Below are 26,382 nucleotides of genomic sequence, written 5' to 3' on the forward strand. Positions count from 1 at the left end.
TCAGCGCATAGTCGCGCGATAGCTTAGCCGTCCGGCATGGCCGGGCGGCACCGCTTGCGGCAGCGACCAGCGGATATGGGTGACGTCGGCCGCCACGGCGCGGCGCGTGCCGCCCAGGGGCGTGGGCAGCCATAGCTGATCCATCCGGCCCCAATGTGCGCCGCCATCGACGGACACCTGCATCGTTGGATCGGTCGGGTCGATCTGCATGCCGCGCGGCAGCGAGCGAACCACGGCCTGATCGCGCAGCGGCGCGTTGCCCGCATTGCGCCAATGGACGATGACGATCAGCTGATCGCCGGGTGCGACCTTGTCAGCGCTCGCCAATATACGGCGGGACCGTCCGTTGACGTCGGTTGACACCCGTTCGACAAACATCTGCGTGTCCAGTTCGACGCCCGGTTGCGCCGATGCGGCGTGCGGCGCGGCAAGGCCGCTCAGCGCGATGATCCATGACAATGTGGCGGCTTTCATGCCTGTCCCCGTTCTGCGTCCCCGTTCCCATCCTAGAACGGCTGAGCCAATATTTGGTTAAGCGACTGTTTTTCCGCGATCAGCCCGCGATCGGAGACGCTTTGCAAATTGACGCCTGCTGGCGGCGAGCGCACATCTGGCGGGTCTTTCGACCGGAGAATCAATCCACCGTGAAACCGCCGGAACAGCTGGAAATCAACCGCAGGCGCGACCGGCTGCTCGCGTCGATCGCGCTGACGACGGGGATCGGGCTGATATTGGCGCTGCCCTTTGCGCTGCGTGCGGGGGCGGAGTTTTTCCTGCCGCTGACCGCCGCGCTGGTGATCGCGATCGCGCTGGTGCCGCTGCTGGAATGGATGGAGCGGCGCCGGTTGCCGTCGGGGCTGGCCGCGCTGCTGGCGGTGATCGGCTTTCTGATCGTGGCCAACACCGCGCTGGTGCTGATCATCGTGCCAGCGACCGACTGGTTCCGTATCCTGCCGCAGCGCTTGCCACAAATACAGGCGAACCTGGCCCCGCTGATCGATTTTTATTCCAACCTCCAGCGCTTCGTCGATGAGACGGTGCAGATGCTGGCGACAGGGCCGGTTGCAGCGGCGCAGACGGCGACGGTCGACACGCCGCGTTCCCTACTGCAATTTGCCGCCACATCGGCCCCGGCGGCGATCATCCAGATGGTGTTCGCGCTGCTCATCATCTATTTCTTCCTGGCGGGCTGGACCCGCCTGCGGCGGCGCACGATCAACAGCCGGGACAGTTTCGACGGCGCGCTGGCGGTGGCGCGGGTGATCCAGAATGTGGTCGACGCCACATCGGCCTATGTCATCACCATCGCCGTCATCAACCTGTGCCTGGGGCTGGCGGTCGCGCTGGCGCTGTGGCTGATCGGGATGCCATCGCCCCTGATGTGGGGCGGGATCGTCGCGCTGCTCAACTTCATCCCCTATTTCGGACCCATGCTGGCGGCTGTGCTGCTGGCGCTGGGCGGGCTGATGGTATTTGACGATGTGTGGGTCGCCATGATGCCCGCGGCCTTGCAGGTCGGTTTCCATCTGGTCGAGGCGAACGTCATCACGCCGACGGTGCTGGGGCGGCGGCTGACGATGAACCCGCTGCTGATTCTGGTGTCGCTCACCTTCTGGGGCTGGGTATGGGGGACGCCGGGCGCGCTGCTGGGCGTGCCGCTGCTGATCATCATCCAGACCGTCGTTTCTGCCGCGGGCACGCCGGATATTGCCGGTTTCCTGTTCGAGCAGGGGACGCTGACGGTCGCGCCGCGCAAAGAAAGTGACGAGAATGCGAAAACAGCCGAAACGGACGGTTGACAGTCCCGGCGGACGCACATAGACGGCGCTTCCACACCGAACGCGGGTGTAGCTCAGTTGGTTAGAGTGCCGGCCTGTCACGCCGGAGGTCGCGGGTTCGAGCCCCGTCACTCGCGCCACTTTCCTTGACAGGAAGGTGGGAATAAGGTGGATCAGACAGCATCGTCTGGGGAGTGAAATCCCGAACGGATGTCACCCTGCGCGGGTGTAGCTCAGTTGGTTAGAGTGCCGGCCTGTCACGCCGGAGGTCGCGGGTTCGAGCCCCGTCACTCGCGCCACTTTCCTTCATCGGAAAGTGTTTTCTTCGATACATGGTCGGCTTCAGCGCCAGCGCCCCGTTTCCATCCAGGCGAGCAGGCGGCGCAGCGGCAGCACCCAGATCCACACGATCCCCAGCACGACATAGATCGGCGTCTGCGCCCATACCGGCAGTGTGCCGATAATGCCGGACAGGCTGGCCACCATGACCGCCCATAATGCGATCAGCCCGACGATCGCCAGCATCCCCACCGGCTTGCGCCAGCTGGGCTGATGATAATGGCGCGGGTCTATGTTCATGCGACAGCTCCTGCGGCGGGAAGGCCTTCGATCAGTTCCACTTCGGTCAGCACCATATGCAGCGGCAAGTCCCACGGGTCGGCCGGAACCATATCCTGTTCCTGCACCGACCAGGCAATGCCGATGCGCAGCGCGTCGGGCAGGCGGGCAAAGGCGCGGTCATAATAGCCGCCGCCCTGACCCAGCCTGTTCATCGCCCGGTCGAACCCGACCAGCGGGGCGATGATGACGTCCGGCGTCACCGGGCCATCGCCGGGCGCGGGGTGGCTGGTGCGGAACGGGCCGGGCAGAAATATGTCGTCAGGCTGCCAGCGCAGGAAGTCCATGCTGCCCAGCCGATCCAGCACGCGCGGCAACGCCACGGTCTTACCCATGGCGATCAGTTGCTGCGCCAGCCGCTGCGCCGGGGCTTCATCGTCCAGTCCCATATAGAGCGCTACCACCTGGGCGTCCGCGATACGGCGGGCGAGGGGGGAAGGCAGCACCTTGAACGCCAGCCGGTGCGCCAGCGGATCAAGTGTCGAGACGAACGCGCGGCGGCGATCGCGGGCGATCTGGCGCAAGCTCGTCTTGTCGATAGTGTCGCCGTTCATTCGTATCTCTGCCCGTTCGCTATGATGTTCCCGCGCAGGCGGGAACCCGGTCCTGCCCTACGCACCATGTTCCCGCCTGCGCGGGAGCACGTCTATATTTGGATCGCCTGCGTTGGAAGGGTGACGGGACCGCCTTGGCCGTTTGCTGGAAAATCCTCTGACGCCTCAACGTCAGGTGGGGACCATGTAGATCGGGCCGGAACCCGCCCAGGGACAGCCCCCTAGGATGTGATTATCGCCTCAGGGATGTTCGCTAAAGCTCGTACCAGGCAGTACCCGTCCACCCCAATCTAGGCGTCCGTGGCGCGGGCGGCAAGCCCGGTGCGCAGCTTTTCTATTCGTGTCGCCAGGGCCTCTATCGCCTGCGCCGCCGGTTCGTCCTCTGCTTCCAGCGCCAGCCTTTGCTGGCGGGCTGCGGTGTCGCGGCGCATGTCGTTCAGTTCGTCGGCCAGGAACAGCGCGGCGAACAACAGGCTGCGCACCTCCGTCATGCCCGGCGCGCCCTGCTGCGCGGCTTTCGCCTTTTCCTCGATCAGGCTGGCGAGATGGGCGAGATGCGCCTCCTCCCCATCGCGGCATCTGATGTCATAATGACGCCCGGCTATGTGCAGCGTGGTTTCAGCCAATGGTCCGGCCCTTCAGATCGGCAATCAGTTCATCGAGCGACCGCAGCGCCGCGCGCGCGCCGTCCACATCCATATCCGGTTCGCCACTTGACGGTGAGGAGGGGGGCGAGGCCGCCACAAGGCGGGCCACATCCTGTTCGAGCCGACCCACTGCACGTTCCAGCGTGCCAATTGCCTGCATCATGCGCTCGCTTGCCATAGCCTGTGCATAGCGAAACTTGATGCGGTACAAAAGCGATCATTGGGCGGACAAGAAGCCGCTTTCCGGCCCGCTGCGGTTGACGCATGGGGCTTGACGCGACAAAGGAGGCGCGATCTCGACTCGCCCGTACAGCTTGCGGGGAGGCCCGTCCTGCTCAGGAAAGACACACGCTGCCGATGACCGTTTCCGATAAGTCGCTCGCCAACGCCATCCGGGCGCTCTCCATGGACGCGGTGCAGGCCGCCAATAGCGGCCATCCGGGCATGCCCATGGGCATGGCCGACGTCGCGACGGTGCTGTTCAGCGATTATCTGAAATTCGATCCGACCCAGCCCAAATGGGCCGACCGTGACCGCTTCGTCCTGTCGGCTGGCCATGGCTCGATGCTGATCTACAGCCTGCTGCACCTGACCGGCTATGCGCGCCCGACGATCGAGGACATTGCCAATTTTCGCCAGTTGCATAGCCCGTGCGCAGGGCATCCTGAAAATTTCGAGCTGGCTGGCGTGGAAGCGACCACGGGTCCGCTGGGTTCGGGCCTTGCCACTGCCGTCGGCATGGCGATTGCCGAGCGGCACCTGAACGCCCAGTTCGGCGACGCGCTGGTCGATCACCGCACCTGGGTGATTGCGGGTGATGGCTGCCTGATGGAAGGCATCAACCATGAAGCGATTGGCCTGGCCGGTCACCTGAACCTTGGCCGCCTGATCGTGCTGTGGGACGATAACAAGATCACCATCGACGGCGCTGTCGACCTGTCGAGCAGCGAAGATGTCCGCGCCCGCTACGAAGCGACCGGCTGGCATGTCGTGTCGTGCGATGGCCATGACGTTGCCGATGTGCGCCGCGCACTGGCCGAAGCGGTCGCTGATTCGCGTCCGTCGCTGGTCGCGTGCGCCACCAAGATCGGCTATGGTTCGCCCAACAAGGCGGGCACGTCGGGCGTCCATGGGTCCGCGCTGGGCGAGGCCGAAGTCGCCGCCGCGCGCGAATTTCTGGGCTGGGACGCGGCGCCCTTCGTTATCCCTGCGGACATTGCCGCCGCATGGCAGGCGATTGGCGCGAAGGGACGCGACGTTCGCGCTGCCTGGGAAGCGCGCCTTGCAAGCGATGCAAAGGGTGCGGAATTCACGCGCCGCATGGCTGGCGATCTGCCCGATAATTTCTCGCTGGAAGCCTATATCGACAGCCTTATCGCCGCGCCGCAAAAGGTCGCGACCCGCAAGGCAAGCGAATTGGCGCTGGGCGCGATCAACGACCTGTTGCCCGAAACGCTGGGCGGTTCGGCGGACCTTACCGGCTCCAACAATACCAAAACCAAGTCGACCGGGCCGCTGACGCGCGATGACTATGCGGGTCGCTATGTCTATTATGGCATTCGCGAATTCGGCATGGCCTGCGCGATGAACGGCATGGCGCTGCATGGCGGCGTCATCCCTTATGGCGGTACCTTCCTCGTCTTTTCGGACTATATGCGTGCTGGCATCCGCCTGGCCGCGCTCCAGCAGCAGCGCGTCATCCATGTGCTGACCCATGACAGCATCGGCCTTGGCGAAGATGGCCCGACCCATCAGCCGATCGAGCATGTCATGTCGATGCGGATGATCCCCAATCTGGACGTCTATCGCCCCGCCGACATTGTCGAGACGGCGGAATGCTGGGAACTGGCACTGAAGGATGCGACCGGCCCGTCGGTGCTGGCGCTCACCCGCCAGAACCTGCCGCAGTTGCGCACGGAAAAGAGCGAAAATCTGTCGGCCAAGGGCGCCTATCGCCTGGTCGCCGCGACCGCCGAGCGCAAGGTGGTGCTGATCGCCACCGGCTCCGAAGTCGAGATTGCGGTCGATACCGCCAGGGCGCTGGAAGAACAGGGCATTGGCGCCGATGTCGTTTCCATGCCCAGCTGGACGCATTTCGACGCGCAGCCGCAAAGCTACAAGGACGACCTGCTGCCGCACCATGTGCTGCGCGTGTCGATCGAGGCGGGCACGACCTTTGGCTGGGAACGCCATACCGGCATCGCTGGCCTGCGCTTTGGCATCGACAGTTTCGGCGCGTCCGCGCCTGCCGAAGCGCTTTACGACCATTTCGGCCTGACGGCCGCAAAGATTGCGCCGCAGATCGTGGCTGCTCTCAACAACTGACCGAACAACAACTTGCGGAGGCTAGTGCAGTGGCAACGAAGGTAGCAATTAACGGTTTCGGACGTATCGGTCGCCTGGTGGCGCGCGCCATTCTTTCGCGCACCGACCATGATCTTGAACTGGTCAGCATCAACGACCTGGGCGACGCCAAGGCGAATGCCCTGCTGTTCAAGCGCGATTCGGTGCATGGCAACTGGAAGGGCGACGTCAGCGTCGACGGCGATTTCCTGGTCATCGACGGCAAGCGCATCGCCGTGACCGCCGAGCGTGACCCCGCCAAGCTGCCCCACGCGGCGCAGGGCGTGGAAATCGCCCTGGAATGCACCGGCATCTTCGCGGACAAGGCCAAGGCCAGCGCCCATCTGACCGCTGGCGCCAAGCGCGTCGTCATTTCCGCGCCCGCAACCGGCGTGGACAAGACCATCGTGTTCGGCGTCAACCATGACTCGCTGACCGCTGACGACATCGTCATTTCCAACGCCAGCTGCACCACCAACTGCCTGGCGCCGCTCGCCAAGGTGCTGCACGACGCCATCGGCATCGAAAGCGGCTTCATGACGACGATCCACAGCTACACTAACGACCAGAACACGCTGGACCAGATCCACAAGGACATGCGCCGCGCCCGCGCCGCTGCCCTGTCGATGATCCCGACCACCACGGGCGCCGCCCGCGCGGTGGGTGAAGTTCTGCCTGCGCTCAAGGGCAAGCTGGACGGTTCGTCGGTGCGCGTGCCGACCCCGAACGTGTCGGTCGTGGACCTGAAGTTCATCCCCAGCCGCGCCACCACGATCGAGGAAGTCAACGGCCTGCTGAAAGCCGCAGCCGACGGTCCGATGAAGGGCGTTCTGGCCTATACCGACGAACCGCTGGTTTCGATCGATTTCAATGGCGACCCGGCATCCTCGACCGTCGACAGCCTGGAAACGGCGGTCATCGACGGCAAGCTGGTCCGCGTGCTCAGCTGGTACGACAATGAATGGGGCTTCTCCAACCGCATGATCGACACCAGCGGCGTGGTGGCAAAGTTCCTGTAAGGGAAGCGGGGGCGGGTAAAACCGTCCCCTTTTTGTTGAGAAGCAACAGGGAATATCCATGACCAAGCCGTTCAAGACACTCGATGATATGGGCGACATTCACGGCAAGGCCGTGCTGGTGCGCGAGGATCTGAATGTGCCGATGCAGGACGGCTCGGTCAGCGATGACACCCGCCTGCGTTCGGCCATGCCGACCGTGCTGGAACTGGCCGATCGCGGTGCCAAGGTGCTGATCCTGGCCCATTTCGGCCGTCCCAAGGGGCAGAAGAACCCGGAATATTCGCTCTCGAAGATCACCCGGCCCCTGACCCAGGTGCTGGGGCGCGAAGTTCAGTTCATTCCCGATTGTCAGGGTGATGCAGCGGCGGACGGCATTGCCGTGATGCGCGCCGGTGACATAGCTATCCTGGAAAATACCCGTTTCCATCCGGGCGAGGAAAAGAATGATCCCGCCTTGGTCGATGCGATGGCGGCCATCGCTGATTTCTACGTCAACGACGCTTTTTCCGCCGCGCACCGCGCCCATGCCTCGACTGAAGGGCTGGCGCACAAGCTGCCGTCCTTCGCCGGGCGCGCGATGGAGCGCGAACTCGATGCGCTGCAAGCGGCGCTGGGCACGCCGGTCAAGCCGGTCGCGGCCGTCGTCGGCGGCGCGAAGGTGTCGACCAAGCTTGACGTGCTGAACCATCTGGTCACCAAGGTCGATCATCTGATCATCGGCGGCGGCATGGCCAACACCTTCCTCCATGCGCGCGGGGTCGATGTCGGCAAATCGCTGTGCGAAAAGGATCTGGCCGACACCGCCGAAGCCATTTTCGACGCGGCGGAAGCGGCCGGTTGCACCATCCATCTTCCCTATGACGTAGTGGTGGCCAAGGAATTTGCCGCCAACCCGCCCTCGGTCCGCACCTGCAACGTCCATGAGGTTGCGGATGACGAAATGATCCTCGACGTCGGCCCCGCCGCTGTCGAGGCGCTGGCCGATGTGCTCAAGACCTGCCGGACGCTCGTATGGAACGGGCCGTTGGGCGCGTTCGAAATTGCGCCGTTCGACACGGCGACCGTCGCGCTGGCCCGCACCGCGGCGGCACTGACCAAGGAAGGCCAGTTGACCTCGGTCGCTGGCGGCGGCGATACTGTGGCGGCCCTTAACCATGCAGGGGCAGCAGCCGATTTTACCTTCGTCTCGACGGCGGGCGGCGCTTTCCTGGAATGGATGGAAGGCAAGGATTTACCGGGCGTAAAGGCTTTGATGGTCTGACGACCCGGTCAACGGTAGCGCCGTCTTGGAGAGGGCAGCGCTATCCCATTCAAGAGAGAGTATGTGCAGATGCTGGATCAGGTTCAGAAACAGAAGATTGCGACAGGCGAAGGCTTTATCGCCGCACTCGACCAGAGCGGCGGATCGACGCCCAAGGCGCTCAAGGGCTATGGTATCGAAGAAGGTGCGTGGGCCAATGACGAGGAAATGTTCGGCCTGATCCACGCGATGCGCAGCCGCATCATTACCTCGCCCGTGTTCACCGGCGACAAGGTGCTGGGCGCGATCCTGTTTGAACGCACGATGGACGGCACCGTCGATGGCAAGCCGACCCCGCAGGCGCTGATCGAGCGCGGCGTCGTGCCCTTCATCAAGATCGACAAGGGTCTGGAGGATGAGGCGAACGGCGTTCAGGTGATGAAGCCCAATCCCGACCTCGACATATTGCTGCACCGCGCCAAGGGGCTGGGCGTGTTCGGAACCAAGGAACGCTCGGTCATCAACCTTGCCAACCGCGAAGGCATCGCCGCGGTCGTCAAGCAGCAGTTCGAAATCGGTAGCCAAGTGCTCGCCGCTGGCCTGATGCCGATCATCGAGCCGGAAGTGAACATCAAGTCGCCGGAGCGGGCCGAGGCTGACGCGATCCTGCTCGACGAACTGCTCAAGGCGCTCGATGCGCTGCCCGCTGATCAGCAGGTGATGCTCAAGCTGTCGCTGCCGGTCCAGCCGGGCCTGTTCGACCCGCTGGTCGATCACCCCCGCGTCCTGCGCGTCGTGGCCTTGTCGGGCGGCTTTGCCCGTCCGGAAGCCTGCGTCGAACTGGCGAAGAATCGCGGCATCATCGCCAGCTTCAGCCGCGCGCTGCTCAATGACCTGCGCCACCAGATGAGCGATGATGAATTCAACGCCTCGCTTGGCGAAGCGATTGACGAAATCCACGGCGCGTCGGTCGCGAAAACGCCTGTCGCTGCCTGATTGCCGGTCGGGCGGGCGCAGGCCCGCCCGGCCCCCCTTTCGCGCTCCTCTGCTATGGGTTAAGCGCGAAGCATGACCGATTTCACAGATGAAGAGCTGGCGCTCGACCCGCATTTCGCCGACCAGTTCGAACAGGGTTTCCGCCCGGCCTGCCAGCTTTATCTGATCTCTCCGCCCACCATCGACGCCAGTTTCGTCGACACGCTGGCCACGGCGCTGGACGGCGGCGATGTGGCCGCGTTCCAGTTGCGGCTCAAAGGGCTGGAAGACGACGCGATTGCCGCGCTGGCCGCGCCATTGCAGACGCTGTGCGCTGATCGCGACGTGGCTTTCATCATCAACGATAGCGTCGCTTTGGCGCAGCGCCTGAGCGCGGACGGCGTGCATCTGGGGCAGGGCGATGGCGACCCGCGGGAGGCGCGCAAAATCCTTGGGCCCAAGGTTCAGATTGGCGTGACCTGTCATGACAGCCGCCATCTGGCGATGGAAGCGGGGGAGGCGGGGGCCGACTATGTCGCGTTCGGCGCCTTCTATCACACGACGACGAAGGCGGTGCTGCACCATGCCGAACCGTCCATCCTGGGGTGGTGGACCACGCTGTTCGAACTGCCCTGCGTCGCAATCGGCGGGGTGACGGCGGAAAACGCAGCGCCACTGGTCGCCGCAGGCGCGGATTTTCTGGCGGTCAGCAGCGCGGTGTGGAACCATCCGGGGGGACCGGGCGCTGGCGTTGCAGCCTTTGCCGATGTGCTGCAACAGGCCCGTAACGGAGCGCCGGAACCCAAATGATCATCGTCCATCACCTCAATAACAGCCGGTCGCAACGCATTCTCTGGCTGCTGGAGGAACTGGGCGAACCCTATCAGGTCATCCGCTACGAACGCGAGCGCAAGACGATGCGTGCGCCAGCCACGTTGCGCGCCATCCACCCGCTGGGGCGCTCGCCGGTGGTGCAGGTGGATGGCCATGCACTGATCGAAACCGGCGCGATCATGGAGTATCTGGTCGCCCGCGCAGGCCGATTCGGCCCGCCCGCTGACGCGCCGGGGGCGATCCGCTACCGCCAATATATGCATTATGCCGAAGGATCGATGATGCCGCCGCTGCTCGCGCTGCTCATCATAGGCAAGCTCGGCCTGCTTGGCCGCCCCGCCCGGCCCACGGTGCAGCGGATGCTCGACGATCATCTCGACTGGCTGGAAAGCGAACTGGCGTCGCGACCCTATTTCGCCGGTGACAGTTTCACCGCTGCGGACATGATGATGAGTTTCCCGATCGAAGCGTCCCGCGCGCGCGGCGGCCTGAACGGTTCGCGGCCCGCGATCATGCGCTGGCTGGCCGAGATGCAGGCGCGCCCCGCCTATCAGGCGGCGCTGGCGGCGGGCGGCCCCTATGCCTACGCCTGACCGGCGTTGTGTTCTTGCCTATATCCATCCGGCTATCGACAGTTGCTGCCGCGTGACGTGCGAATGTCCTCCACGACAAAAAGCCCCGCTTGTGCGGCGGGCCGCTTCCCACTAAATCGCCCCCATGACATCGACCAACGACATTCGCCGTTCCTTCCTCGACTATTTCGGGGCCAACGGCCACACCATCGTTCCCTCCGCGCCGCTGGTGCCGCACAACGACCCGACGCTGATGTTCGTCAACGCGGGGATGGTGCCGTTCAAGAATGTCTTTACCGGCCTTGAAACCCGCCCCTACAAGACCGCGACGTCTAGCCAGAAGTCGGTCCGCGCGGGCGGCAAGCACAACGACCTCGACAATGTCGGCTATACCGCGCGCCATCACACCTTCTTTGAAATGCTGGGCAATTTCAGCTTTGGCGACTATTTCAAGGAACAGGCGATCACGCATGCCTGGACCCTGCTGACCAAGGAATGGGGGCTTCCGGCGGAAAAGTTGACCGCGACCGTCTATCACACCGATGACGAGGCGTTCGACCTGTGGAAGAAGATCGCCGGCCTGCCCGATCACAAGATCATCCGCATCCCGACCAAGGATAATTTCTGGGCAATGGGCGACAGTGGCCCCTGCGGCCCCTGTTCGGAAATCTTCTACGATCATGGCGACCATATCTGGGGCGGCCCTCCCGGCAGTCCGGAGGAAGATGGCGACCGCTTCGTCGAGATCTGGAACCTGGTGTTCATGCAATATGAGCAGGAAGCCAATGAGATCGTCAGCGAATTGCCCAGGCCGTCGATCGACACCGGCATGGGGCTGGAGCGGATCGCTGCCGTCATGCAGGGCGTCCATAACAATTATGATACCGACACGTTCAAGGCGCTGATCGCCGAAAGCGGCGCGATCACCCGCACCGCGACCGACGGCGACCTCCAGGCCAGCCACCGCGTCATCGCCGATCATCTGCGCTCCACCAGCTTCCTGATCGCAGACGGCGTGCTGCCCGCCAATGAAGGCCGCGGCTATGTGCTGCGCCGGATCATGCGCCGCGCCATGCGCCACGCCCACATCATCGGCGCCAAAGACCCGTTGATGTATCGCCTGGTCGGCAGCCTCGTGTCCGAAATGGGCGGCGCCTATCCCGAACTGGTCCGTGCCCAGCCGCTGATCGAGGAAACGCTGCTGCGCGAGGAAACCCGTTTCCGCCGCACGCTGGAAAACGGTCTGCGCCTGCTGGACGAAGCGACTGCGGGGCTGGGCGAAGGCGGCACGCTGCCTGGCGAAACCGCGTTCAAGCTCTACGACACCTATGGCTTCCCCTATGACCTGACCGAGGATGCGCTGCGCACGCAGGGGCTGGGCGTCGACCGCGCCGGTTTTGACGCCGCCATGGCGGAACAGAAAGCCGCCGCCCGCGCCGCCTGGAAAGGATCGGGCGAGAAAGCCTCGGACGACATCTGGTACGACATTGCCGAAACGCTCGGCAGCACCGAATTTGTCGGCTACGCCTCCACCAAGGGTGAGGGCGAAGTGCAGGCCATCGTCAAGGACGGCGCGCGCGTCGATAGCGCTGGCGTGGGCGACACGGTCACCATCATCACCAACCAGACGCCCTTCTATGGCGAAAGCGGCGGCCAGATGGGCGATGCTGGCCGCATCGCCTCGCTTGGCGGCCTGTCGGCAAAGGTGGATGATACCGCCAAGCCGCTCGGTCGCCTCCACGCCCACCGCGCCATGATCGAGGCGGGGAGCGTCAAGGTCGGCGACACGGTGCAGTTGAGCGTCGATGTCGATCGCCGTGACCGCATCCGCGCCAACCATAGCGCTACCCATTTGCTCCATGCTGCGCTGCGCAGGGAATTGGGCGCGCATGTGACTCAGAAGGGCAGTCTGGTCGCTGCCGATCGGTTGCGCTTCGATTTCTCGCATCCTGACGCCCTGACCCATGCGCAAATCGCGCGGATAGAGGCGGATGTGAACGCGCAGATTCGCCATAATGAGGAGGTCACGACCCGCCTCATGACGCCCGACGACGCGATTGCGGCAGGCGCGATGGCGCTGTTTGGCGAAAAATATGGCGATGAGGTCCGCGTCCTTTCGATGGGGCGGGGGGACGACAATCATTATTCGGTCGAACTGTGCGGCGGCACCCATGTCCGCGCGACCGGCGACATCGCCCTGCTCAAGATCGTATCGGAAAGCGCCGTTTCCAGCGGCGTCCGCCGGATCGAGGCATTGACCGGGGAGGCCGCGCGCCTCTGGCTGGTCGATCGGGAGGACAAGCTGCGCCAGTCCGCCGCCACGCTCAAGACCGCGCCGGAAGATGTGCCGGCCCGCATCGCGGCGCTGGTCGAACAGAGCCGCAAGCTGGAGCGTGAACTGGCCGAAGCGAAGAAGGCGCTGGCTTTGGGCGGCGGCGCATCGGGCGCGGCCCCGGCAGGTCCGGAACAGGTCGGCACTGTCAGCTTCATGGCGCAGGTGATCGAAGGGCTGGACCCCAAGGAACTGCGCGGCATCGTTGACGGCAATAAAAAGACGCTGGGCAGCGGCGTGTCCGCGATCGTCGCGGTGGTCGATGGCCGCGCGACCATTGCCGTGGGCGTCACCGACGATCTGGCCGGCACGATCAGCGCGGTCGATCTGGTCCGCACCGGCGTAGAAGCGCTGGGCGGGAAGGGCGGTGGGGGCCGTCCCGACATGGCGCAGGGCGGCGGCCCGGACGGCGACAAGGCGGCGGCAGCGATCGACGCGGTCAAGGCCAGGCTTGCGGGGGTTCCCGGCTAACCTCATGGCCATATTCAACCGCGATTCCGATGATGAAGTCGCCCGCGGCGCTCGCGCCGTGGTCGTCCATGCCGAAACCCACGGACCGGAACGCCGGGACAGCGAAGCAAGGCTGGAGGAAGCGGGCGGTCTGGCGCTTGCCATCGGCATCGACGTGCGCGCGGCGCAGGCGTTCCGCGTGCGCGATCGCAAGCCCGCGACACTGTTCGGCAGCGGTCAGGTGGACCAGATCGCCACGCTGGTGAACCAGGAGGAGGCGGAGCTGGTCATCGTCGACAACGCCCTGTCGCCGGTTCAGCAGAGCAATCTGGAAAAGGCGGTCGGCGCCAAGGTCATCGATCGGACCGGCCTGATCCTCGAAATCTTCGGCGAACGCGCGGCCACCAATGAAGGTCGGTTGCAGGTAGAGCTTGCCCATCTCGACTATCAGGCGGGTCGCCTGGTGCGCAGCTGGACCCATTTGGAGCGGCAGCGCGGTGGCTTCGGCTTCCTGGGCGGTCCTGGCGAAACCCAGATCGAGGCGGACAGGCGAATGATTCGCGACCGCATGGCCAAGATTCGCAAGGAACTGGATCAGGTCACCCGCACCCGCGGCCTCCACCGCGCCCGGCGGCAGCGCGCACCTTGGCCGGTGATCGCGCTGGTAGGCTATACCAATGCCGGAAAATCGACGCTTTTCAATCGCTTGACCGGGGCTGACGTCATGGCGGAGGATCTGCTCTTTGCAACGCTCGATCCGACCATGCGCCAGATCGCGCTTCCCGGCCTCGACAAGGCGATCCTGTCTGACACGGTGGGTTTCGTTTCCGATCTGCCGACGCAGCTTATCGCCGCCTTCCGCGCGACGCTGGAGGAAGTGCTGTCCGCCGACCTGATCGTCCATGTTCGCGACATTGCCCATCCCGATAGCGATGCCCAGCGCGACGATGTGCTGGACGTGCTGAGCGAACTGGGCGTAGCCGGGGAGGGGGCGCTAGACCGCGCCCAAGACGAGCCTGCCGCGCCGCCGATTATCGAGGCGTGGAACAAGCTGGACCTGCTCGACCCGGAAGCCGAAGCGCTGGCGCGGGAAACCGCATCGCGTCGCGACGATGTCGTGATCCTTTCGGCGCTGACAGGGGAAGGTGTCGCTGACCTGCAACGCGCCATCAGCACCAAAATGACCGCCGGTGCCAAAGTCTATGGCCTGCGCATCGCGGCAGCTGACGGCGCGGCGCTGGCCTGGCTCCATGAGCATGGCGAAGTGCTGTCGAGCGACGCGCAGGGCGAGGAAACCCGTGTCGAAGTGCGGCTATCGGACGCCGCCTTCGCACGGTTCGGAAAGCGCGGGCAGGGGTAGGGCATTTCAATCGCAAGCGCATATGTGGCGCTGTCAGTCGATGTGAGATGTCTACGCTTCTTACAAAGCCCGGAACATGACCAGCGCGTCGACATAGCCACGGGCAGGGTGATCAAACGCCTCCGGCAACCGCCCGACCACGGCAAAGCCCATATCCTGCCATAAGGCGACGGCACGCACATTGGACGACACCACGAAGTTGAACTGCATCGCGCGAAAACCCAACGCCCGTGCCAGATCGAGCGAAGCGGCGCACATGTGGCGCGCGATGCCGCGTCCGGTTGCGTGCTGCGCCACGACATAGCCGGCATTGGCGACGTGCGACCCGCCGCCCATCTGATTGGCGCGCACATAGAATATGCCCAGAACGGCGCCGTCTTCCTCCAGCACGCGCACGGTGCGATCGGACGAGAGCCAGAGGGAGAGGGCGGCTTGCCGCGTCATATCGCGCGGGATGGCCAGCGTTTCGCCCGCGCGGATCACTGGCTCCAATATAGCCCAGATTGCGTCATGATCGGCAGGCGAAACCGCGCGGATCACGCTGGCATCTCCGCGCGCTTGGCCTGCTGCCACAGCGCTTCCTTTTCAGCGAGCGGCAGAGCGGCAAAGGCCTTTCCGGCCAACGTTTCCATGATCCGGAACCGCCGGTCGAACTTGGCATTGCCAGCGCGCAGAGCAACTTCCGGGTCGACCTTCAGATGCCGTGCGAGGTTGACGACGGCAAACAGCAGATCGCCCACTTCCTCTTCGCGCTCGGCCTGTGTCGTCGCGCCCTGCACCTCGTCCAGTTCCTCGACGATCTTGGCGATCGCCCCATTGCTATCGGGCCAGTCGAACCCGGTCCGGGCTGCGCGCTTCTGCAATTTTTCCGCGCGCAACAATGCGGGCAGGGCGATCGCCACCCCGGCCAGGGCGCTGGGGTCAGGCTCCTTTTCGGCCCGCTCAGCCGCCTTGATCGCTTCCCACTGGGCATGGCCGTCCTCCCGCGCCAGGCCGTCGCCAAAGACATGGGGATGCCGCCGGATCATCTTTTGCGTGATGCCGTCGATCACGTCCTGCAAGCTGAAATGCCCGGCCTGTTCGGCCATCCGGCTGTGAAATGCCACTTGCAGCAGCAGATCGCCCAGTTCGTCGCGCAGCGCCACCATGTCGCTGCGCTCGATCGCATCGGCGACTTCATAGGCTTCCTCGATCGTGTAGGGTGCGATCGATGCGAAATCCTGTTCGATGTCCCACGGACAGCCCGTATCGGGATCGCGCAACTGCGCCATGACATTGGCGAGCGGCATGATGTCGGCGGGGCTGGCTTGGGACATGGGGAACCTGCGATGATGATGGAGTCAAAATGGCGATAGTGGCTCTGCCGGGGGATGACCAGACAGGCGTGATCTTAGTCCGATAATATATATTATGTTAAATCACATATCATCCGCGCCTATGTTCGGCTCAGTGTCGGCTTTGCCTCAATCCTCCCGGATCAGGCTGGTTTTGGCCGTGTCCTTCATCCGCACATAGACGACCAGCGAGATGGCGATCATCACGCTGACATAGATATAGAATGCCTGCTCCATACCGGCCTGCTTGAACCATAAGGCGACCAGTTCCGCCGTCCCGCCGAACATGGTGTTGGCCAGCGCATAAGGCAGCGCGACGCCCAATGCGCGGATATGCGCGGGAAACAGCTCGGCCTTCACCACGGCGTTGATCGATGTATATCCGGTGACGATTACCAATCCGCCCATCACCAGCAGCCCGGCGACCAGCGGATCCTTGGTCACCGCCAGCGTCGCAAAGATCGGATAGGTGCAAAGCACGCCCATGACGCCGAAGCCGATCATCAGCGGCTTGCGCCCGATCCGGTCGGACAAGGCGCCAGCAACGGGCTGTAACAGCATGAATACAAAGAGCGTCGCTGCATTGATCTGCGATGCCGCCTCCCGGCTCAATCCGCTCGTATTGACCAGGAATTTCTGCATGTAGATGGAATAGGCATAGAAAGCGATCGTGCCGCCAGCGGTCAACAACATCACCGTCGCGGTTTCACGCGGATGCTTCGTCAACAATTCGACGAAGCCCGATTTCGGCGCGCCCTCGGCCTTCGCCACGGCAAAGCTCTGCGTTTCCGCCAGCCCGCGCCGCAGCCAGAACACAATGACCGCCAGCCCCCCGCCAATGAAAAAGGGTATCCGCCAGCCCCATGCATCCAGTTGCGCCTCGCTCAGTACGGCCTGCAACACCAGCAGCACGCAGATCGCGACCAGTTGCCCGGCGATCAGCGTCACATATTGAAAGCTGGAGAAAAAGCCGCGCCGGTTCTTGCCCGCCATTTCGGAGAGATAGGTCGCACTCGCGCCATATTCCCCGCCGATCGAAAGCCCCTGCATCAACCGCGCCAGCACCAGCAGCAAAGGCGCTGCGACGCCGATCGTCTCATAGCCCGGCGTCACCGCGATCAGCAGCGAGCCAGCACACATCAGCGCGACCGACAGCGTCAACCCGCTCTTGCGCCCGTGCCGGTCGGCATAAATGCCCATCAGCCATGCGCCGATGGGCCGCATCAGGAAACCGACGGCAAAGATGCCCGCCGCGCTCAGCAACTGGGCTGTACGGTCCTGGCTGGGAAAGAAATGCGGTGCGAAATAAAGGGTGAAGGCAGCATAGGCATACCAGTCATACCATTCGACCAGATTGCCCGTCGAACCGCCGATAATGGCTTTCAGCCGCTCGCGCTGGGTCGGGGCGCCAGTTTCTATTGGGGCGGTCATGGCGTCAGCACCATTTCACCATTCTGCACGCCCCAGCTTTTCAGGCGGGACAGCATGTTCATGCCGATCACATTGACCTCGCCAAAGGTGGAGGACACGACGACCGGCAGATCGGTCGTTACAATCGGACCGACAACCAGGCTGGCGATGCTGGATCGCCGCGCCTCCACCTTGCCATTGGCGGTGGTCATGACGACGCCGGGCGCGCCGACGTCATAGTTGAGGCCAGACGCGCGCGCGGTATTTTCCGATAGCGCGGTGATGGTCGCGCCGCTGTCTATCAGGAAACGGGCAGGCGTGCCGTTGATCGTCGCTTCGACCCAATAATGGCCATCGGGCGCAACAGGAATCCGGATCGACTGGCCTTGCGCCGTGGCTGGCGGCAGCGACGCCGGGCTCTCATCGACAAGATCGCCCTGCTCTGCCCAACGGCCGGTCAGATAGCCTTCAGATGTGTATAAGAGACAGCAACAGGAATGCGGATCGACTGGCCTTGCGCCTTGGCTGGCGGCAGCGACGCCGGGCTTTCATCGACAAGATCGCCCTGCTCTGCCCAACGGCCGGTCAGATAGCCTTCGTCCTGCGCCAGTTTGAACAGGCCGAGCAGCCCGGCGAAAATCGCGACCCATAACAACGCCATGCGGAGCACCCCGCCCCAGGCCAGCCGCCGACCGACAAGCGCGGAGCCAACCAGCACCAGTGCCAGCACATACCAGATGGTTGATGCCGCCTGATCGCCGCTGTCCATCAATCCCCCTGCTCCACCGCTTCCAAAACTACCACCATGCCGTCATAGCCCGGTTCGACCCCGCTGGGGAGGGTGCGGCGCAATGTCGCATAATCCATGCTCTGGTCCATATGGGTCAGGATCGCGCGACCGGGCCGGGCGGCGGCGATGCCATCCAGCGTCAGCGCCAGATGGGGATGGGTGGGGTGCGGCTTTTCCCGCAGCGCGTCCACCACCCACACATCCACCCTGTCGTACAGCGCCAGCATATCAGGCGTCAGGTCATGAAAATCCGTGGCATAGGCGACGGACCTGCCGCCATGGCTGAAGCGAAAGCCGGTTGAGTAGATTTCGCCATGCGGCTGATCGACGCAGGCAATGTCGATGTCGCCGATCCGCAGGCCATCGGGCAAGATCCGCCCGTCAACGGTCGGGTGATAACCGTTGCGCCCTTCAAAGGCATAGCCGAAGCGCTGCCGCAGCAGGTTAAGCGTTTGCGATCGGGCATAGCCGGGCAGCGGCACGCGGCGATGATGAAACAACTGCCGGACATCGTCGATGCCATGGCTGTGATCGGCATGGTCATGGGTCCACAAGATCGCGTCGATCGCGATCACATCGGCCGCAAGCAACTGGGCGCGCATGTCGGGCGATGTATCCACCAATATCCGCGTCGTCGCGCTTTCGACCAGAATGGACACGCGGGTGCGGCGGTTTTTCGGTTCGGCCGGGTCGCACGCCCCCCAATCATTGCCGATGCGCGGAACCCCCGACGATGTGCCGCTGCCCAGGATGGTGAGTTTCAGGCTCATGCCACCTTCTTGAACAAGGCGCGGAAATTGGTGGAGGTAGCCGCGGCCAGATCCTCCAGGCTTTCGCCGCGCAGACTGGCGAGGAATTTGGCCGTGTCAGCGACGAAGGCCGGCTCACAGGGACGCCCGCGATGCGGCACCGGCGCCAGAAAGGGCGAGTCCGTTTCCACCAGCAACCGGTCGATCGGCAGGCGCGCGGCGGTTTCCTGCAAATCCCTGGCGCTCTTGAAGGTCACGATGCCCGATATGCTGATGTAGAAGCCCAGTTCCAGCGCGGCGTCTGCAAAGGCGCCACTGGCAGTGAAGCAGTGAATGACGCCGGTATAGGCCCCCTTCCCCATCTCGTCACGCATCACCGCCAGCGTATCTTCCTCCGCATCGCGGGTGTGGACGATCAGCGGCAGGCCCGTTTCGCGCGCGGCGACGATGTGCGAGCGGAAGCTGCTGCGCTGCCGGTCACGGTCGCTATGGTCATAATAATAATCCAGACCCGTCTCGCCGATGCCCACGACGCGGGGGTGCGCTGCGCGGGCGACCAGCTTGGCGGTGTCGATATGGGGATGCTCGTCCGCCTCATGCGGATGGATGCCAACCGTCGCCCACACGTCCGGCGCGCGGATCGCGGTATCCAGCACCGCGTCCCACTCGCTTTCGCGCGTGGCGATGTTGAGCATAAGGTCGATGCCGGACGCGCGCGCACGTTCCAGCACATTCTGCTGATCCTCGATCAACCCCTTGTAATTCAGATGACAATGGCTGTCGATCAGCATGGGTTCACCCGTCCGCTTCGGTCAGTTCGAGCCGGGGAAAGAGCGGCTTGGGCGCGGCGAGGGTGAAGTCGCTCTCGGCCAGTGGCGAATACCAGTGATCGCCGATCGCGTTGTAGCTGCGCTTGTCGGCGGGGATGCCCATATGATTGAGCAGCGCGGTCGCACTGGCGGGGATGACCGGCAGGACCGCGACGGCCAGTTGCGCGATCGCGATGTAGAGCGTCGCCAGCACCGTCTCCATCCGCTGCGGGTCGGTCTTGCGCAATGACCATGGCGCCTGGGCGTCGATATACTGATTGCAGGCAAAGGCGGCTCGCAGCCAGGCGTCGATCGCGACGGACGGCGCGAGATCGGCCATGGCGGCAGGCATGTCGGTACGCACGACCCGGTTGATCAGTTCGAACAACTCGCTGCCCGCCGGATCATGGCCGTGAATGGCCGGCAGTCTGCCATCCAGATTTTTGGCGATGAAGCTCAACGTCCGCTGCGCCAGATTGCCGAACGCATTGCCGAGATCGCTGTTGGAGCGCTGGACGATCGCCTCCGCGCTATAGCTGCCGTCATTGCCGAAAGTGACCTCCGACAACAGGAAGTAGCGCAGCTGATCCACACCGAACCGATCGGCCAGTTCGATCGGGTCGGCGACATTGCCAACCGATTTGGACATTTTCTCGCCCCGGTTAAGCAGGAAGCCATGACCGAAAATCTGTTTGGGCAAGGGCAGCTTCGCGCTCATCAGGAAGGCTGGCCAGTAAACCGCATGAAAACGCACAATATCCTTGCCGATAATATGCGTGATGTCGCCGCCTTCTGCCCAATATCGTGCCATGCGGTCGGCATCATCGGGATAGCCGCAGCCGGTCAGATAGTTGGTGAGCGCGTCAACCCACACATACATGACATGGCCATCGCTGCCGGGCACCTTGACCCCCCAGTCGAAGCTGGTGCGCGAAATGCTCAGGTCCGACAGGCCGCCTTCGACGAAGCGTAAAATCTCGTTGCGGCGGCTGTCTGGACGGATGAAATCGGGCTGGCTTTCGTAGAGCGCCAGCAATTTGTCCTGATAGTTGGACAGGCGGAAGAACCAGCTTTCCTCGACTGTCCATTCAACCGGCGTGCCCTGTGGCGAGAGCTTGGCCCCCCCTTCCCCGTCGGTCAGTTCCTTTTCGTCGTAAAAGGCTTCGTCGCGGACCGAATACCAGCCCTCATACCGATCCAGATACAGGTCGCCATTGGCCTCCATCGCCTGCCAGATGGCCTGGCTGGCGCGATGGTGCGCCGCTTCGCTGGTGCGGATGAAACGATCATGGCTGATGTTAAGCCGATCGTTCATATCACGGAAATAGCCCGACATTTCATCGGCCAGCGCGACGGGTTCGATCCCCCGGTTCCGTGCCGTCTGCGCCATTTTCAGGCCATGTTCGTCCGTGCCGGTCTGAAAGAAGACGTCGCGACCCATCATGCGCTGAAAGCGGGCGATCGCGTCGGTCGCGATCACCTCATAGGCGTGGCCGATATGGGGGCGGCCATTGGGATAGGAGATGGCGGTGGTGATGGTATAGGGCTGGGACATGCGATGTCCCTAGCGGCTGTTGCGTCGGGCGGGAAGCCGCTTTTCAGGCCGATGGTGGCGCAAGCGCCGCGACATGGCCGGCCAGTTCAAAAACGACCGCCGCCGGATCAAGCGACAGGATGACCGCCCCGCCCGCCAGATGCCGCGCCTTTTCCCAATGGTCGAGCGCCACGCCAAGTGCCGACCCGCTGCGATGCCGTGCGGCCTGCGCGATGAAGGCGGGCGCGCGTTCCAGAAACGCCTCATAGCGCGGCTTGGCCGATTTGATCGCCAAGGCCTTGGCCAGCGCCAGTCGCTGCCGATTGTCCCGGTCGCCATCCTGCGCGATCCGCGCCATCGCGCTTTCTATGTCCGCCAGGTTCAGGCCCAGATAACGCAGCGCCTTGCCCGGCGACCCCTCGCCCGCGCGGATCAGGGCGTCAATCTCTGTCGGGGACAGGCTTTCATCCTTGCCGCGCAGGATGGCGCGCATCGCCCCGTCGCTCAGCGGATCGAAACGCAGCGTGCGGCAGCGCGAACGGATCGTCGGCAGCAACCGGCCCGGCGCGTGGCTGACCAGCAGGAAGATCATGTCGGCGGGCGGTTCTTCCAGATTTTTGAGCAACGCGTTCGCCGCGCCCCGCTCCAGATCGTCCGCGCTGTCGATCACCACGATCCGCCGGGTCGAAAGCGACGGCGCGGACTGAAGCAACCGATGCAGTCCCCGCACCTGATCCACGCTGATGTTGCGCGCGGTGACGCCATCCTTTTCCAGCGGGAACAGTTCGGCATAATCGGGATGGGCGCTCGCTTCGATCAGGCGGCGAACCGGGTGGCTTTCCGGCACATCTAGCCCGGCCCCCACCACCGGCGGGCCTGCGGCGTCGGCCAGCAGACGCATCGCCATCGCCCGTGCGAAGCTGCCCTTGCCGATGCCCTTTGGCCCGCTCAATATCCAGCCATGATGCATCCGCCCGCTCGCCGCCGCGTCGATCAGCGTGCCGGCCTGCGCGTCATGGCCCAGAAGGGATGTCATGGCAGCAGATCCGCCAGCGCATCGATCAGGCGTGCCGTGACCGCGCCGGGTTCGCCGGACGCATCGATCGCGCGGAATCGCGCCGCCTCGTCCGTCGCGAAACGAGCGAAGGCATCCGCCACGGCGCGATGAAAGCTTTGGTCGCGGCCGCCAATCCGGTCCGATGCGCCACCGTCCCGCACCTTCGCCCGCGCTTCGGCCTCACCTGCTGGCAAGGTCAGGAACAAGGTCCGGTCAGGCAGAAATCCCTCACTGCCGATCCGGTGCAACGTCACAATGTCCGCGTCGGACAGCGCCCCCTGCCCCTGATAGGCCCGGCTTGAATCGAGAAAGCGGTCGGACAGCACCCACGCTCCCCGCGCTAGCGCCGGGCGGATCGTCTTTTCGATATGATCGGCCCGCGCCGCAGCAAACAGCAAAGCCTCCGCCCGCGCGCTCCAGCGATCCGCGCCGCCCGTCAGCAACAACGAACGGATCGCTTCCGCGCCTTCGCTGCCGCCCGGTTCGCGCGTTTCCACGACCTCCAGCCCGCGCGCGCGCAGAGCGGCGGCAAGGGCGCGCAACTGGGTCGATTTGCCCGCGCCCTCCCCGCCTTCCAGCGTGATGAACCGCCCTTCTATCACCCGAACAGCGATTTCAGGCCATTCCACAACCGGCCGAACATGCCCGCTTCAGCGACATCCGCGCCAGCGACCAGCGGCATCACCTGCGGCGGCGTGTCGGGCGTGGATACGATCAGGTCGGCAATCTTCTGCCCCTTGGCGATCGGCGCCTTGATCGGGCCGGTATAAACCACTTTGACGGAGATATTCGTCGATGCGGTGCGCGGCAGCGTGACCGCCAGATTTTGCGGCGCGACCAGCGGCACGCTGGTGGCGCTGCCCAACTGGACGTCAGCGGTTTCGACAGTCGCGCCCTTCTTGAACAGGGGCTGCGCCTTCCACGCCTTGAAACCCCAGTCCATGAAGCGGACCGATTCCTGGATGCGCCCGTTAAAGCTGCCCAGCCCGGCCACCACCATCACCAGGCGGCGGCCATCCTGTTCCGCAGACCCCGTAAAGCCATAGCCCGCTTCTTCGGTATGGCCGGTCTTGAGGCCATCGGCCCCCGCGATCTTGCCCAAAATCGGATTACGATTGCCCTGCGCAATGTCCGCGCCGCCCATCGTCTTGCCCCAGGTGAAGGATCGGGTGGCGTAGAAACGCTTATAGAGATCGGGCGTTTCCTCGATCGTTCCCTGCGCCAGCTTGGCCAGATCCTCGGCGGTCACGTAGGTCACGCCTTCGTCCGGCCAGCCGTTGCTGGTGCCGAAATGACTGTTTTTGAGGCCCATGCGCTTGGCCTCCTCATTCATCAGCGCGACGAAAGCCTGCTCGGTCCCGGCAATCCCTTCGGCCAGAACGACGCAGGCGTCGTTGCCTGACAGGGTGACGATGCCATGCAGCAGATTTTCCACCGATACCTGCTCGCCCGCCGACAGGAACATGGTCGAACCGGCAGCCGGTCCGTGCCACTGCTTCCAGGTTTCCGGGCGCACGGTGAACATGGTGTCCAGCTTCAATTCGCCCTTCTGGATCAGTCGGAAGGCGACATGGGCGGTCATCATCTTGGCCATGGATGCCGGTGGCATCTTCGTTTCGCCGCCCTTGTCATACAGCACCGCACCCGACGACAGATCCTTCATATAAGCGATCGGCGCTTCGCTGGTGTAGGGCGGCGCCGCTGCGGTCAGCGGCTGGGCCAACAGCCCGGTGAAGAGGAGGACTGCGACGGACTTGTTCATGGGGCTGCCTTCAAATGGGATGGAATCGCTTGGGTGGTGCGCGATGTCTATCGCGCGTCATTAGCCATGATGCGGCCATTCTCAAACCCCTTGGCTGCGGCGGCGCGCACACCGGCCTGCGCAGCGTCCTGCGTGGGATAGGGGCCAAAGCGCACTCGCCACACGCCGTCGCCCTCCACTGCCCTGGCGCCGATGCGCTTCGCCAGCGTTTCGGCGCGGGCGCGGGATGAGAAGGCCGCGACCTGCACCACATAAGTCCGGGCGGCGGCTGGCGCAGCAACGGCGACGGGGGCAACTGGCGCGACAGGCGTTGGCGCCGATGGGGCGCCCGCCTTTTCCACCACGAAGCCATCCTGCCTTGCGGGCGTTGGCGCAATTTCGCGCTTCTCTGGGTCGCGGACGGGCTTGGGCGGCGTCTTGGCGATTGGCCGTGCTACGGTATTTGCCTTTGCGGGCGTTGCTGCGGGACGGGCGGGCAGCTTGGCCCGCAGCGCCGTCAGCAAGGCGGGCGGGGTTTCCAGCCGCTCTGCCACCCGGCCATGGCTGCGCAGCGCAACCCGCTCCTGATCGGGCGGGCTGACGCGCCGCACCCGCACCGCCGCCGCGCCGTCGCCGATCACGCCCAACTGCTCCGCCGCGCCGCGCGACAGGTCGATGATCCGGTCATTGGCGAAAGGCCCGCGATCATTGACCCGGACCAGGATCGTCCGTCCGGTATCGAGCGCCGTCACCTCGACATAGCTGGGCAGCGGCAATGTCTGGTGCGCGGCGGTAATCGCCTCCGGCACGAAGGTTTCGCCATTGGCCGTCTTGTTGCCCTGCAACTCCTCGCCATACCAGCCGGCATAACCGACAGCATCATAATTGGGCGCGTCTTCGGGCGTATAGGTGACCTTGCCGACGCTGTAGGGCGCGCCAATCATCACGGGGTCATCGGCCACCATCGCGCCCTGCGCCAGCGGGCGCGGCGATGATGCGGGCGGCGGTGGCACGGGCGGCTGTTCCCCGCCGCTGCACGATGCCAGCAATAGTATAAGCCCGGCCGCCAGAGGCAGCCTACCCCCCTTATTTGACCGCATCGGCCAGCAACCCCACAGACAGAGCATAGAAATTGGAACAGTTATAATCCAGAATTGCCCGGTAGTTGCTAGTCAGCAGATAGGCGGTCTTGCCCGGCCCGTCCGGCTCCAGCAGCGTTGCCATTACCGTATCGCCGGGCCAGGTGCCGCTTTCCGGGGCAAGGCCCAGCTTGCGCCATTCGGCCATGGTCAACCATCGGCTATGCCGGTTGAATACGCGCGGGCAGCGCGCCGGATTGGTCTTTGCCGCTACGCTGGCGCGGTTCAAGCTGGACGGCACGGAGACCGCCACGCCCCAGGGTTGCCCGCGTCGCCATCCGGCCTGCACGAAATAATTGGCGATCGACGCCAGTGCATCCGCCTCACTGGTCCAGATGTCCGCCCGCCCGTCGCCATCGCCATCCTTGGCCAGCCGTAGATAGACCGACGGCAGAAATTGGGGATAGCCGGTCGCCCCGGCCCAACTGCCGACCAGGCGGCTGCGCGGCACACCATTGTCCAGCATCTTCAATGTTGCCAGCAGTTCCGGCTCGAACAGGGTGCGCCGACGCCCCTCATGCGCCAGCGTTGCCAGCGACCGGATCAGGTCGAAATCGCCGACATAGCTGCCATAATTGGTTTCATGGCCATAAATGGCGACCATGATCTCCTCCGGCACGCCGGTTTCCGCCTCTATCCGGGCCAGACGCGCGCGATTGGCCTGATAGGCGGTCTGGCCGCGCCTGATCCGCGCGGCGTCGACATGCTGGCGGCGATAGGGTTCGAAATTGGGGATGGGCGAATAAGCGCCACCGCCGGGTTGCGTCTGGTCCAGCGCGATGACCCGCGGATTGGGCGTCAGCGTCGGAAACACGCTGTCCAGCGTCGCGTCGCTGATCCCCATTGCCCGCGCCTTGGGCCGCAGGCTTTCCAGATAGACGCGAAAATCCGTCACATTCTGTGCCTGCGCAACCCCCGGCACGACAGTGCCAGCCGTTACGCCAGCCAGCCCCAGCAACAGCGAAAATACAGACGAACGCAGAGAATCTCTCATCCCCCCGTTGTTGCACAGGCCGGACGGCAGGTGAATCCCCTTAATGGCAACTATGGCCCGTTTAGACGACGAACCGAGCCCCAGGCGATTTTTGCGCTTGGCA

The 26,382-nt window shown here is 64.2% G+C and carries 25 protein-coding genes, 2 tRNA genes and 1 pseudogene; 11 read left to right on the forward strand and 17 right to left on the reverse strand.

The features are described from left to right. Positions 1-474 (reverse strand): hypothetical protein, encoded by a 474-nt coding sequence (locus FE851_RS06635; protein WP_145200882.1) that lies wholly within the window; start codon positions 472-474, stop codon positions 1-3. Between the two features lie 170 nt (positions 475-644). Here FE851_RS06635 and FE851_RS06640 point away from each other — a divergent pair, with 170 nt between their 5' ends. The 3 genes from FE851_RS06640 (at position 645) to FE851_RS06650 (ending at position 2,077) form a co-directional block, all read left to right on the forward strand. Next, a complete protein-coding gene (locus FE851_RS06640; RefSeq protein WP_026002257.1) occupies positions 645-1,799 on the forward strand; it encodes an AI-2E family transporter in 1,155 nt (384 codons plus the stop codon). A gap of 42 nt (positions 1,800-1,841) precedes the next feature. Beyond that, positions 1,842-1,918: transfer RNA gene (locus FE851_RS06645), tRNA-Asp, on the forward strand. A gap of 82 nt (positions 1,919-2,000) precedes the next feature. Continuing rightward, positions 2,001-2,077: transfer RNA gene (locus tag FE851_RS06650), tRNA-Asp, on the forward strand. A gap of 43 nt (positions 2,078-2,120) precedes the next feature. Here FE851_RS06650 and FE851_RS06655 read toward each other — a convergent pair. The 4 genes from FE851_RS06655 to FE851_RS06670 form a co-directional block, all read right to left on the reverse strand. Next, a complete protein-coding gene (locus FE851_RS06655) occupies positions 2,121-2,357 on the reverse strand; it encodes a DUF2842 domain-containing protein (RefSeq protein ID WP_017182385.1) in 237 nt (78 codons plus the stop codon). Then, the gene (locus FE851_RS06660; RefSeq protein WP_145200884.1) at positions 2,354-2,950 is read right to left on the reverse strand and encodes a 5-formyltetrahydrofolate cyclo-ligase; all 597 of its coding nucleotides are present in this window, start codon (positions 2,948-2,950) and stop codon (positions 2,354-2,356) included. The genes FE851_RS06655 and FE851_RS06660 overlap by 4 nt, the downstream gene beginning before the upstream one ends. A gap of 290 nt (positions 2,951-3,240) precedes the next feature. Then, positions 3,241-3,576, reverse strand: coding sequence for a cell division protein ZapA (locus FE851_RS06665; protein WP_145200887.1), 336 nt, complete (start codon positions 3,574-3,576; stop codon positions 3,241-3,243). Then, positions 3,569-3,760, reverse strand: a complete 192-nt coding sequence (locus tag FE851_RS06670; RefSeq protein WP_145200891.1) for a hypothetical protein — start codon at positions 3,758-3,760, stop codon at positions 3,569-3,571. Before FE851_RS06670 ends, FE851_RS06665 begins: the two co-directional genes overlap by 8 nt. A gap of 194 nt (positions 3,761-3,954) precedes the next feature. Here FE851_RS06670 and tkt point away from each other — a divergent pair, with 194 nt between their 5' ends. From tkt to hflX, 8 genes are all read left to right on the forward strand, one after another. Further along, complete coding sequence (gene tkt / locus FE851_RS06675) at positions 3,955-5,922, forward strand: transketolase (RefSeq protein ID WP_145200894.1); 1,968 nt, start codon at positions 3,955-3,957, stop codon at positions 5,920-5,922. 29 nt (positions 5,923-5,951) lie between these two features. Beyond that, positions 5,952-6,959, forward strand: a complete 1,008-nt coding sequence (gap, locus tag FE851_RS06680) for a type I glyceraldehyde-3-phosphate dehydrogenase (RefSeq protein ID WP_107124613.1) — start codon at positions 5,952-5,954, stop codon at positions 6,957-6,959. Between the two features lie 58 nt (positions 6,960-7,017). Continuing rightward, positions 7,018-8,220, forward strand: a complete 1,203-nt coding sequence (locus FE851_RS06685; RefSeq protein ID WP_019053629.1) for a phosphoglycerate kinase — start codon at positions 7,018-7,020, stop codon at positions 8,218-8,220. Positions 8,221-8,289: 69 nt separating this feature from the next. Continuing rightward, positions 8,290-9,195: a fructose bisphosphate aldolase gene (locus FE851_RS06690; RefSeq protein WP_019053630.1), complete on the forward strand. Its 906-nt coding sequence runs from the start codon at positions 8,290-8,292 to the stop codon at positions 9,193-9,195. Between the two features lie 72 nt (positions 9,196-9,267). After that, positions 9,268-9,984: a thiamine phosphate synthase gene (thiE, locus tag FE851_RS06695; protein WP_145200897.1), complete on the forward strand. Its 717-nt coding sequence runs from the start codon at positions 9,268-9,270 to the stop codon at positions 9,982-9,984. Then, a complete protein-coding gene (locus FE851_RS06700) occupies positions 9,981-10,601 on the forward strand; it encodes a glutathione S-transferase family protein (RefSeq protein ID WP_145200900.1) in 621 nt (206 codons plus the stop codon). Before thiE ends, FE851_RS06700 begins: the two co-directional genes overlap by 4 nt. Positions 10,602-10,725: 124 nt before the next feature. Beyond that, positions 10,726-13,383, forward strand: a complete 2,658-nt coding sequence (gene alaS / locus FE851_RS06705) for an alanine--tRNA ligase (protein ID WP_145200903.1) — start codon at positions 10,726-10,728, stop codon at positions 13,381-13,383. A 4-nt stretch (positions 13,384-13,387) separates the two neighbouring features. Beyond that, positions 13,388-14,722 carry a GTPase HflX gene (gene hflX / locus FE851_RS06710; protein ID WP_145200906.1) on the forward strand — a complete coding sequence of 445 codons (1,335 nt, stop codon included), beginning with the start codon at positions 13,388-13,390 and terminating at the stop codon, positions 14,720-14,722. A gap of 60 nt (positions 14,723-14,782) precedes the next feature. Here hflX and FE851_RS06715 read toward each other — a convergent pair whose 3' ends face one another. The 12 genes and pseudogenes from FE851_RS06715 to FE851_RS06775 form a co-directional block, all read right to left on the reverse strand. Beyond that, complete coding sequence (locus FE851_RS06715; protein ID WP_145200909.1) at positions 14,783-15,295, reverse strand: GNAT family N-acetyltransferase; 513 nt, start codon at positions 15,293-15,295, stop codon at positions 14,783-14,785. Beyond that, positions 15,259-16,038, reverse strand: a complete 780-nt coding sequence (mazG, locus tag FE851_RS06720; RefSeq protein WP_145200912.1) for a nucleoside triphosphate pyrophosphohydrolase — start codon at positions 16,036-16,038, stop codon at positions 15,259-15,261. Before mazG ends, FE851_RS06715 begins: the two co-directional genes overlap by 37 nt. Positions 16,039-16,185: 147 nt before the next feature. Continuing rightward, on the reverse strand, positions 16,186-17,487 hold the full coding sequence (locus tag FE851_RS06725; protein ID WP_145200915.1) for an MFS transporter: 1,302 nt from the start codon (positions 17,485-17,487) through the stop codon (positions 16,186-16,188). Further along, positions 17,484-18,235: pseudogene (locus tag FE851_RS27245) on the reverse strand (TIGR02281 family clan AA aspartic protease). The gene FE851_RS06725 and the pseudogene FE851_RS27245 overlap by 4 nt, the downstream one beginning before the upstream one ends. Then, entirely contained in the window at positions 18,235-19,026 is a 792-nt protein-coding gene (locus FE851_RS06740; protein WP_145200918.1) for an MBL fold metallo-hydrolase, read from the reverse strand. The pseudogene FE851_RS27245 and the gene FE851_RS06740 overlap by 1 nt, the downstream one beginning before the upstream one ends. Beyond that, complete coding sequence (locus FE851_RS06745) at positions 19,023-19,796, reverse strand: TatD family hydrolase (RefSeq protein ID WP_145200921.1); 774 nt, start codon at positions 19,794-19,796, stop codon at positions 19,023-19,025. Before FE851_RS06745 ends, FE851_RS06740 begins: the two co-directional genes overlap by 4 nt. Positions 19,797-19,800: 4 nt before the next feature. Continuing rightward, positions 19,801-21,369, reverse strand: a complete 1,569-nt coding sequence (gene metG, locus FE851_RS06750; protein ID WP_145200923.1) for a methionine--tRNA ligase — start codon at positions 21,367-21,369, stop codon at positions 19,801-19,803. A gap of 43 nt (positions 21,370-21,412) precedes the next feature. Continuing rightward, positions 21,413-22,384: an AAA family ATPase gene (locus tag FE851_RS06755; protein ID WP_145200926.1), complete on the reverse strand. Its 972-nt coding sequence runs from the start codon at positions 22,382-22,384 to the stop codon at positions 21,413-21,415. Beyond that, a complete protein-coding gene (gene tmk / locus FE851_RS06760; protein ID WP_130752990.1) occupies positions 22,381-23,007 on the reverse strand; it encodes a dTMP kinase in 627 nt (208 codons plus the stop codon). Before tmk ends, FE851_RS06755 begins: the two co-directional genes overlap by 4 nt. Beyond that, entirely contained in the window at positions 23,004-24,167 is a 1,164-nt protein-coding gene (locus tag FE851_RS06765) for a D-alanyl-D-alanine carboxypeptidase family protein (protein WP_095687105.1), read from the reverse strand. The genes tmk and FE851_RS06765 overlap by 4 nt, the downstream gene beginning before the upstream one ends. Positions 24,168-24,214: 47 nt before the next feature. Continuing rightward, a complete protein-coding gene (locus FE851_RS06770) occupies positions 24,215-25,246 on the reverse strand; it encodes a septal ring lytic transglycosylase RlpA family protein (RefSeq protein WP_409994475.1) in 1,032 nt (343 codons plus the stop codon). Continuing rightward, entirely contained in the window at positions 25,233-26,279 is a 1,047-nt protein-coding gene (locus tag FE851_RS06775) for a lytic transglycosylase domain-containing protein (RefSeq protein WP_145200929.1), read from the reverse strand. Before FE851_RS06775 ends, FE851_RS06770 begins: the two co-directional genes overlap by 14 nt. Positions 26,280-26,382 lie beyond the last annotated feature (103 nt).

The organism is Sphingobium sp. B2 (genome assembly GCF_007693735.1).
Taxonomy (GTDB): domain Bacteria; phylum Pseudomonadota; class Alphaproteobacteria; order Sphingomonadales; family Sphingomonadaceae; genus Sphingobium; species Sphingobium xenophagum.